An 8974-nucleotide genomic window follows, 5' to 3' on the forward strand; every position below is an offset into this window, starting at 1 on the left:
ACTAAAGAACCCGGCATGACCCAGGAAACTGCCCTTCTGTCGACGACGCCCGCCACGGGCGACGAGCGCGCCCCGGCCCGCAAGGTCTTCGTCAAGACCTACGGCTGCCAAATGAACGTCTACGATTCCGACCGCATGACGGACGCCCTGTCGCGCGACGGCTATGTCTCGACCGACGTGCTGGAAGACGCAGACTTCGTGCTGCTCAACACCTGTCACATCCGCGAGAAGGCGGCGGAAAAGGTCTATTCCGAACTCGGCCGCCTGCGCGACCTGAAGAAGGAAAGGGCCAAGGAAGGCCGCGAGATGGTGATCGGCGTTGCCGGCTGCGTCGCGCAGGCCGAAGGCAACGAGATCCTGCGGCGCGCGCCTGCCGTCGATCTCGTGATCGGCCCGACCACCTATCACCGCCTGCCCGAGGCGCTGAAGCGCGCCCGCAGTGGCGAGCGCGTCGTTCAGACGGACTATGCCGTCGAAGACAAGTTCGAGCACCTGCCGGCACCCGACAAGGCAAAGACCCGCCTGCGCGGCGTCACCGCCTTCCTCACGGTTCAGGAAGGCTGCGACAAGTTCTGCACCTTCTGTGTCGTGCCCTATACGCGCGGCTCCGAGGTTTCCCGCCCCGTCGCCCAGATCGTCTCCGAGGCGGAGAAGCTGGTCGAGGGCGGCGTGCGCGAGATCACCCTGCTCGGCCAGAACGTCAACGCCTGGCATGGCGTCGGGCCCGATGGCCGCGAATGGGGCCTTGGCGACCTGCTTTTACGCCTTGGCGAGATCGAGGGCCTTGCCCGGCTGCGTTACACCACCAGCCATCCGCGCGACATGGACGACAGCCTGATCGAGGCGCATCGCTCGATGGAAAAGCTGATGCCCTACCTGCACCTGCCGGTGCAGTCGGGCTCCGACCGCATCCTGAAGGCGATGAACCGCAGGCATACGGCGGCGGAGTATCTGGCGCTGATCGCGCGCATCCGCGCCGTCCAGCCGGACCTGGCGCTCTCGGGCGATTTCATCGTCGGCTTCCCCGGCGAGACCGATGAGGACTTCGAAGACACCATGCGCCTCGTCGAGGCCGTGGGTTATGCACAGGCATTTTCGTTCAAATATTCGACCCGACCCGGCACGCCGGGCGCCGAGCTCGGCGACCAGGTTCCCGAGGACGTGAAAGCCAAGCGCTTGGAAAAATTGCAGGCTTTGCTGTTTTCCCAGCAGCGTGCCTTTGCCGAGTCCTGCGTCGGCCGCGAAATCGACCTGCTTCTGGAGAAGGAAGGGCGCATGCCCGGCCAGCTCGTCGGGCGTTCGCCGTGGCTGCAGCCGGTGAATGTTGATGCAAAAGCATCGCAAATCGGTGACATTATCAAGGTGCGAATCATCAAGGCCGGGCCGAACAGCCTGTTTGCGGAGATGATCGGGTAAGGACCGAAAACAAGGAGCCTGAACCGCTTGAACGGACACGAATTGATCTCTTCATCCACGCGCCAGTCGAAAACCACTGCGACAGACGCCAATCACTTCGTGCTGACCTTCGAGAACAATCGGTTCGCCAGCGAGCTCTTCGGCCAGTTCGATCAGAACTTGAAGCTTCTCGAAGAGCGCCTGCGCATCGACGCCCGGCCGCGCGGCAATTCCGTCGCGATCTCGGGTGACGTCGTCGCCACCAACCAGGCCCGCCGAGCTCTTGATTATCTCTACGGGCGGTTGCAGAGCGGCGCGTCGATCGATACGTCTGATGTCGAGGGCGCGATCCGTATGGCGGTTGCCGCCGACGATCAGCTACAATTGCCGACCATGGAGCGTAAAGCCAAATTGACAATGGCGCAGATTTCGACGCGCAAGAAGACGATCGCCGCGCGCACGCCGACGCAGGATGCCTATATCCGTGCGCTCGAGCGCTCGGAGTTGGTCTTCGGCGTGGGCCCCGCCGGTACCGGCAAGACCTATCTTGCCGTTGCCCACGCCGCACAGCTGCTTGAGCGCGGCGCCGTCGATCGCATCGTGCTGTCGCGTCCTGCCGTCGAGGCGGGCGAGCGCCTGGGCTTCCTGCCGGGCGACATGAAGGAAAAGGTCGATCCTTACCTTCGGCCTCTCTACGACGCGCTCTATGACATGATGCCGGGCGACAAGGTCGAACGCGCGATTACCGCCGGCGTCATCGAGATCGCGCCGCTCGCCTTCATGCGCGGCCGCACGCTTGGCAATGCCGCCGTCATCCTCGACGAGGCGCAGAACACCACATCGATGCAGATGAAGATGTTCCTGACCCGCCTGGGTGAAAACGGTCGGATGATCGTCACCGGCGATCCGAGCCAGGTGGACTTGCCGCGTGGCGTCAAGTCGGGCCTGGTCGAGGCGCTGCAGATCTTGAAGGGCGTCGAGGGCGTCTCGGTCGTCCGCTTCAAGGATGCTGATGTCGTCCGTCATCCGATGGTGGCGCGCATCGTCAGGGCCTACGAGTCCCACACGGCCGTGCACGACGAAAGCGAGCAGGGCGACCGCTGACAGGCGGTCGCTGCGATCATGACGGCATTGGATATCCAGATCAGCGTGGAAGAGGGCAACTGGCCGGACGAAGAGGCGTTGCTCGCTTTCTCGTCGCCCGTGCTCGAAGCGGCGGCAGCCTTTCTTGCAAGCGAAGAAAAGCAGCCGCTGCCGAAGGTGCCGCCGGAGCTCTCGCTCGTCTTCACCGACGACGCCTCCATGCGGGCGATCAACGCCGAGTGGCGCAACCAGGACAAACCGACCAACGTTTTGTCCTTTCCCGCCTTTCCCGTGACGCCCGGAAAGATGCCCGGGCCGATGCTCGGCGACATCATCGTTGCCCGCGAGACGCTCGAGCGCGAGGCGGTGGAGCTCGACAAGTCCTTCGATCAGCACCTGACGCATCTTCTCGTGCATGGATTCCTGCATCTTTTCGGCTATGATCATATGGAAGATGACGAAGCCGAAAGAATGGAAAGCCTGGAGACTCGCATTTTGGCGCGTCTTGGCTTATCTGACCCCTACGGGGATCGTACCCCGGATTAACAGTTTGGACCGATGAGCGATTATAAAACACAGCCCGTCGCGCTGGCGACCGAGGAGGCAGATGCCTCCGGAGAGGCGGAGGCGGGCAGTAGTAGCACCGCCACTCGACACGAGGGCACGAAATCCACTTCCACCTTCTGGAGCCGGGCCGCGCGCCTTTTGCGCGGCGCAAGTCCATCGAGCCTGCGCGAGGATCTTGCTGACGCGCTGCAGACCGATGCCGACAGCAACACGGTCTTTTCGCCCGGCGAACGGGCGATGCTCAACAACATCCTGCGCTTCCGCGAGGTCCGGGTCGAGGACGTCATGGTCCCGCGCGCCGACATCGAGGCGGTCGATCAGAGCATCACCATCGGCGAGCTGATGGTGATCTTCGAGGAATCCGGCCGCTCGCGCATGCCGGTCTACAGCGAAGGGCTCGATGACCCTCGCGGCATGGTCCACATTCGCGACCTGCTCTCCTACGTCACCAAACAGGCCCGCAATCGCCGGCGGAACGGCAAGGCCCAGGCGTCGACGACGGCTGCGTCCGAAAAGACGCCGCGCTCGCCCAAGGCAAGTTTCGACCTTTCGCGTGTCGATCTCGGCAAGTCGCTGGAAGAGGCGGGCATCGTCCGCCAGCTTCTCTTCGTACCGCCCTCGATGCTGGCCTCCGACCTGATGCAGCGCATGCAGGCGGCCCGTATCCAGATGGCGCTCGTCATCGACGAATATGGCGGAACCGATGGTCTCGTCTCGCTCGAAGACATTGTCGAGATGGTCGTCGGCGACATCGAGGACGAGCACGACGACGACGAAGTCATGTTCGCGCGCACCTCGGACGATGTCTTCATCGCCGACGCCCGTGTCGAGCTGGAAGAGATCGCCGCGGCGATCGGTCCCGACTTCGACGTGCGCGAACAGCTCGAAGACGTCGACACGCTCGGCGGCCTGATCTTCGCCTCGCTTGGCCGCATTCCCGTGCGCGGCGAGGTCGTCCAGGCGATCCCGGGCTTCGAGTTCCAGATCCTCGACGCCGACCCGCGCCGCGTGAAGCGTGTTCGCATCATGCGCAAGCGCCCGCCGGCCCGCCGCCGCGTCCTGCGGCCGGAGGGTGAGATCGCGTCGGAAACTGGTCCGGTCAATCTCACCAATGGTGCGGCCGCCTCCGAGGCAACGGCGGGCGAGCACTGATCGTCCGGTTCCCGCGCGTCTCAGGCGCGCGGGTATTCCCCTTCTATCCTCCGTAATGTCTCCCGAGCCTGTGGCGTGGGCGCCGTGCCCAAGCCGGAACACCTGGCCTCGACCCCTAATCCAGCCCCGAAAGGGGACAAGAAGCCGGTTTTTTGGAAGACTGGCGCCGATTGATTCGGGTGTTGTTTCGTTCTTCCGCCGTGGCAGGCGGTGGGATCGACTGGAGGCTGCATGGTAAGACTGGCTGGCAGGGTGATGCTTCTTTCCGGGTTCCCCCGGGCTTTGCTCGCTTTCTTCGCGGGGCTTGTCGCGGTTCTGGCGCAGCCGCCCTTCGGCATCTTCGCCTTTGCCTTCGTCGCTTTCCCGATCCTCGTCTGGCTGCTTGATGGTGCGACCGGAAATCCGGAGGGCGGCGTCATCCGGCGGCTCTTCCCCGCGGCGGTTGTCGGCTGGTGGTTCGGTTTCGGCTATTTCCTCGGTGGTCTCTGGTGGCTCGGCAACGCGCTGCTCGTCGAGGCGGACGAGTTTGCCTGGGCGCTGCCGCTTGCCGTCGTCGGCCTGCCGGCCTTTCTTGCGCTTTTCTATGCGCTCGCGACGCTGATTGCCCGCCTGTTCTGGTCCGACGGCGTCGGGCGCATCGCCGCACTCGCCCTGGGCTTCGGCCTTTGCGAATGGCTGCGCAGCTTCCTCTTTACCGGCTTTCCCTGGAATGCCATCGGCTATGCGGCCATGCCGATGCCGCTGATGATGCAGTCGGCAAGCGTCATCAATCTCGCGACCGTCAACATGCTCGCCGTCTTCGTCTTTGCCGCTCCCGCCCTGATCGCGACCGGCCGGGGGAGCCGGATCGGACTTTCGCTTGCCGTCGTGCTTTTTGCCGCCCATGTGGGCTTCGGCTTCTACCGCCTGGCGCAGCCGGCGCCGGCCTCGCCTGAACCGCCGCTGACCGTACGCCTCGTCCAGCCGGTGATCGATCAGGCAAAGAAGCTCGATGACGGCGAACGTGCCGCCGTGTTCGAGGAGCATCTGGCCCTGACCGCGGTCGCTTCGGAGAAAGACGGCAAGCGGCCGGATATCGTCGTCTGGCCCGAGACGTCGATCCCCTTCATCCTCACCGACAATCCGGACGCACTGGCCCGCATCGCCGAGGTGCTCGACGACGACCAGATCCTGGTTGCCGGCGCCGTACGCGTGGAGGATGCCGGCGCCGGGCTGCCGCCCCGCTACTACAACTCGATCTATATGATCGACGGTCGGGGCCAGATCATCGGCGCTGCCGACAAGGTGCATCTGGTGCCATTCGGCGAATATCTTCCCTTCGAGGACCTGTTGTCGTCCTGGGGCCTGAGTTCGGTTGCCGCGTCGATGCCCGGTGGCTTCACCGCGGCCAATAACCGCTCGCTGCTGACGCTGCCCGGCGGCCGCACGCTCTATCCGCTCGTTTGCTACGAGGCGATCTTCCCGGATGAGATCGACGGGGCCGCGCGCCGGGCCGATGTGCTTCTCAATATCACCAACGACGCCTGGTTCGGAGATACGCCGGGCCCGCGTCAGCATTTCCATCAGGCACAATTAAGGGCCGTAGAAACTGGCACCCCCCTTGTCCGAGCGGCAAACAGCGGTATATCAGCAATTGTTGATGCACGTGGGGTTTTAATGGTAGGATTATCCTACAATTATAGGGGAGTGGTCGACACACTTCTGCCGGGAAGGATGCCTACCCCGTTGGACGACGCTATGCGAAGCCGCGTTTTCTGGCTGGGTGCGATCTTCCTCCTTCTGGTTGCAGTGTTTTCGCGTGTTAGTTTTAATATTAGGAAGAATTGACCTAAAACCCCTAAAATTGCATAGTGGTCCGCACCATCGTCCTTGTTGTGCTGGCTCTGTCCTTATCACCCTGGCGGTCGCTTCGGTGAGCGTAGGTCTCATGCCGGGCGATGGATAAACGAAACAGCGTGTTTGGGAACGCAGATATGATCGAAAACAAGAAGAAGCCGAACCCGATCGACATTCATGTCGGAAGTCGGATTCGTCTTCGCCGTACGATGCTTGGCATGAGCCAGGAGAAGCTCGGCGAAAGTCTGGGGATCACCTTCCAGCAGATCCAGAAGTACGAGAAGGGCACGAACCGCGTTGGCGCCAGCCGGCTGCAGAACATTTCAGGCATCCTGAACGTTCCGGTTTCCTTCTTCTTCGAGGATGCCCCGGGCGAAAACAATGCCGGTCAGTCGGGCATGGCAGAAGCTTCCAGCTCGAACTACGTCGTCGATTTCCTGTCGTCCTCCGAGGGGCTGCAGCTCAACCGCGCTTTCGTCAAGATCACCGACCCGAAGGTTCGCCGCCGGCTTGTCGATCTCGTCAAGGCACTCGCTGCGGAAGCAGAAAGCGAATAGTTCCAACGTTCCCCGTCGGGACTTGAAAACAAAGCGGCCTCTGTGCCGCTTTTTTCTTGCGCGCCTTTCCCTCCGGCGCACCAAAGTGATTGGCTGCGATGGCGATATAAAGATATATTTATGTCGTTGTGTGCTTGTTTTTCGGTCGCAAAACCACTAACACCGTGCCAGCGCTTTTTCTTCATTGAGGGGACTTCCCGCATGCGTGCAAACTACCTGTTCACGAGTGAATCCGTAGCCGAAGGTCATCCGGACAAGGTGTGTGACCGTATCTCCGACGAGATCGTGGATCTGGTCTACCGTGAAGCGGCCAAGACCGGTGTCGATCCCTGGGGCGTGCGTATCGCCTGCGAGACGCTGGCAACCACCAACCGCGTCGTGATCGCCGGCGAAGTGCGCCTGCCGCCGAGCCTTCTGAAGAAGGACAAGGACGGCAACGACGTCATCAACCCCTCGAAGTTCAAGTCCGCGGCCCGCAAGGCGATCCGCGAGATCGGCTATGAGCAGGACGGCTTCCACTGGAAGACGGCGAAGATCGACGTGCTCCTGCACTTCCAGTCCGCCCACATTGCGCAGGGCGTCGACAGCGCTGCCGACAAGCAGGGCGAAGAAGGTGCTGGCGACCAGGGCATCATGTTCGGCTACGCCTGCCGCGAAACCGCCGAGCTGATGCCGGCGCCGATCTACTATTCGCACCGCATCCTCAACCTGCTCGCCGCTGCCCGCAAGAAGGGCGAGGGCGAAGTCGCCAAGCTCGGCCCCGACGCCAAGAGCCAGGTCACGGTTCGTTACGTCGACGGCAAGCCGACGGAAGTCACCTCGATCGTTCTGTCGACGCAGCACCTCGATGACACGTGGGATTCGGCCAAGGTTCGCGCGGTCGTCGAGCCCTATATCCGCGAAGCCCTCGACGATCTGAAGATCGCCGACGACTGCACCTGGTACATCAACCCGACCGGCAAGTTCGTCATCGGCGGCCCGGACGGCGACGCCGGCCTCACTGGTCGCAAGATCATCGTCGACACCTACGGCGGTGCCGCACCGCACGGCGGTGGCGCCTTCTCAGGCAAGGACACGACCAAGGTCGACCGTTCGGCCGCCTATGCTGCCCGTTACCTGGCAAAGAACGTCGTTGCCGCCGGTCTGTCCGACCGCTGCACGATCCAGCTGTCCTACGCGATCGGCGTTGCCCAGCCGCTGTCGATCTATGTCGACCTGCATGGCACCGGCAAGGTTTCGGAAGACCAGGTCGAAGATGCGATCCGCAAGACGATGGACCTGTCGCCGACCGGCATCCGCCGTCATCTCGACCTCAACAAGCCGATCTATGCCAAGACGTCTGCCTATGGCCACTTCGGCCGCAAGGCTGGCCGCGACGGTTCCTTCTCCTGGGAGAAGCTCGACCTCGTAAAGCCGCTGAAGGCTGCGATCGAAGAGGGCGGCGCCGTCAACGGCCGCGCTGCCGCCTAAATAGGCGATCGGCGCGGCGTCACGCCGCGCATTGAAGATAGCGCAACGTCCTGCTATCAGGCGTTTGCGAAAATCAGGGCGGGTGCTCCGACAAGGAGCGCCCGCTTCGTTCATTTTGATTTTGGGTTGGCCTGATCCAGGATCGGTATGACCAAGGGAAAGACGACATGACCGAACCGCGCCGCGCCAGAGCAACCGAGGCCTTCTTCGGCCGCCGCAAGGGCAAGCCGTTGCGCGAGCGGCAGGCGGGGCACCTGGAAACCGTGTTGCCGACCCTGAAGCTCGACCTTTCGAACCCGGCGCCGGCGGACCTGAAGACGCTCTATCCTGAGGGCGTGGACCGCATGCGCCTCGAAATCGGTTTCGGCGGCGGCGAGCACCTGATCCACCGCGCGGCCGAAGCGCCGTCCACCGGCTTTATCGGCGTCGAACCCTTCGTCAATTCCATGGCCAAGCTCGTCGGCCATATCGAAGAGCGCGGCGTCGGCAATATTCGCCTCTATGACGACGATGCCACCCAGGTGCTCGACTGGCTGCCGGCCGCGTCGATCGACCAGATCGACCTGCTCTATCCGGACCCGTGGCCGAAGCGCAAACACTGGAAACGCCGTTTCGTCTCCAAGGTCAATCTCGACCGCTTCGCCCGCGTGCTGAAGCCCGGCGGCGTGTTCTGCTTCGCCTCGGATATCGATACCTACGTCAACTGGACGCTCTTGCACTGCCGCGATCACGCGGCCTTCGAGTGGACGGCAGAGAAGGCTTCCGATTGGCTGACGCCCTATGAGGGGTGGCCGAGCACGCGCTACGAGGCCAAGGCACGCAGGGAAGGGCGCAGCTCCGCCTATCTCACGTTTCGGCGGGTCTAAAGCAATTCCAGGAAAAGTGCGAAGCGGTTTTCCGTCCGGACTTGCGGA

General features: G+C 62.9%; 8 protein-coding genes. All 8 read left to right on the forward strand.

From position 1 onward, the window contains the following. Positions 1–15: 15 nt before the first annotated feature. The 8 genes from miaB (at position 16) to L981_RS11820 (ending at position 8926) form a co-directional block, all read left to right on the forward strand. Complete coding sequence (gene miaB / locus L981_RS11785; protein WP_043615669.1) at positions 16–1416, forward strand: tRNA (N6-isopentenyl adenosine(37)-C2)-methylthiotransferase MiaB; 1401 nt, start codon at positions 16–18, stop codon at positions 1414–1416. A gap of 27 nt (positions 1417–1443) precedes the next feature. Then, the gene (locus tag L981_RS11790; protein ID WP_043615671.1) at positions 1444–2499 is read left to right on the forward strand and encodes a PhoH family protein; all 1056 of its coding nucleotides are present in this window, start codon (positions 1444–1446) and stop codon (positions 2497–2499) included. 18 nt (positions 2500–2517) lie between these two features. Then, positions 2518–3024: an rRNA maturation RNase YbeY gene (gene ybeY, locus L981_RS11795; protein ID WP_043615673.1), complete on the forward strand. Its 507-nt coding sequence runs from the start codon at positions 2518–2520 to the stop codon at positions 3022–3024. A 12-nt stretch (positions 3025–3036) separates the two neighbouring features. Beyond that, positions 3037–4197, forward strand: coding sequence for a hemolysin family protein (locus L981_RS11800; protein ID WP_043615676.1), 1161 nt, complete (start codon positions 3037–3039; stop codon positions 4195–4197). A 231-nt stretch (positions 4198–4428) separates the two neighbouring features. Continuing rightward, entirely contained in the window at positions 4429–6024 is a 1596-nt protein-coding gene (lnt, locus tag L981_RS11805) for an apolipoprotein N-acyltransferase (RefSeq protein ID WP_043615679.1), read from the forward strand. 146 nt (positions 6025–6170) lie between these two features. Then, on the forward strand, positions 6171–6590 hold the full coding sequence (locus tag L981_RS11810) for a helix-turn-helix domain-containing protein (RefSeq protein WP_043615681.1): 420 nt from the start codon (positions 6171–6173) through the stop codon (positions 6588–6590). A 201-nt stretch (positions 6591–6791) separates the two neighbouring features. Next, positions 6792–8060, forward strand: coding sequence for a methionine adenosyltransferase (metK, locus tag L981_RS11815; RefSeq protein ID WP_043615683.1), 1269 nt, complete (start codon positions 6792–6794; stop codon positions 8058–8060). Positions 8061–8227: 167 nt separating this feature from the next. Then, positions 8228–8926 (forward strand): tRNA (guanosine(46)-N(7))-methyltransferase TrmB, encoded by a 699-nt coding sequence (locus tag L981_RS11820; RefSeq protein ID WP_043615686.1) that lies wholly within the window; start codon positions 8228–8230, stop codon positions 8924–8926. Positions 8927–8974 lie beyond the last annotated feature (48 nt).

This window comes from Ensifer sp. ZNC0028, assembly GCF_000799055.1.
Lineage (GTDB): Bacteria > Pseudomonadota > Alphaproteobacteria > Rhizobiales > Rhizobiaceae > Ensifer.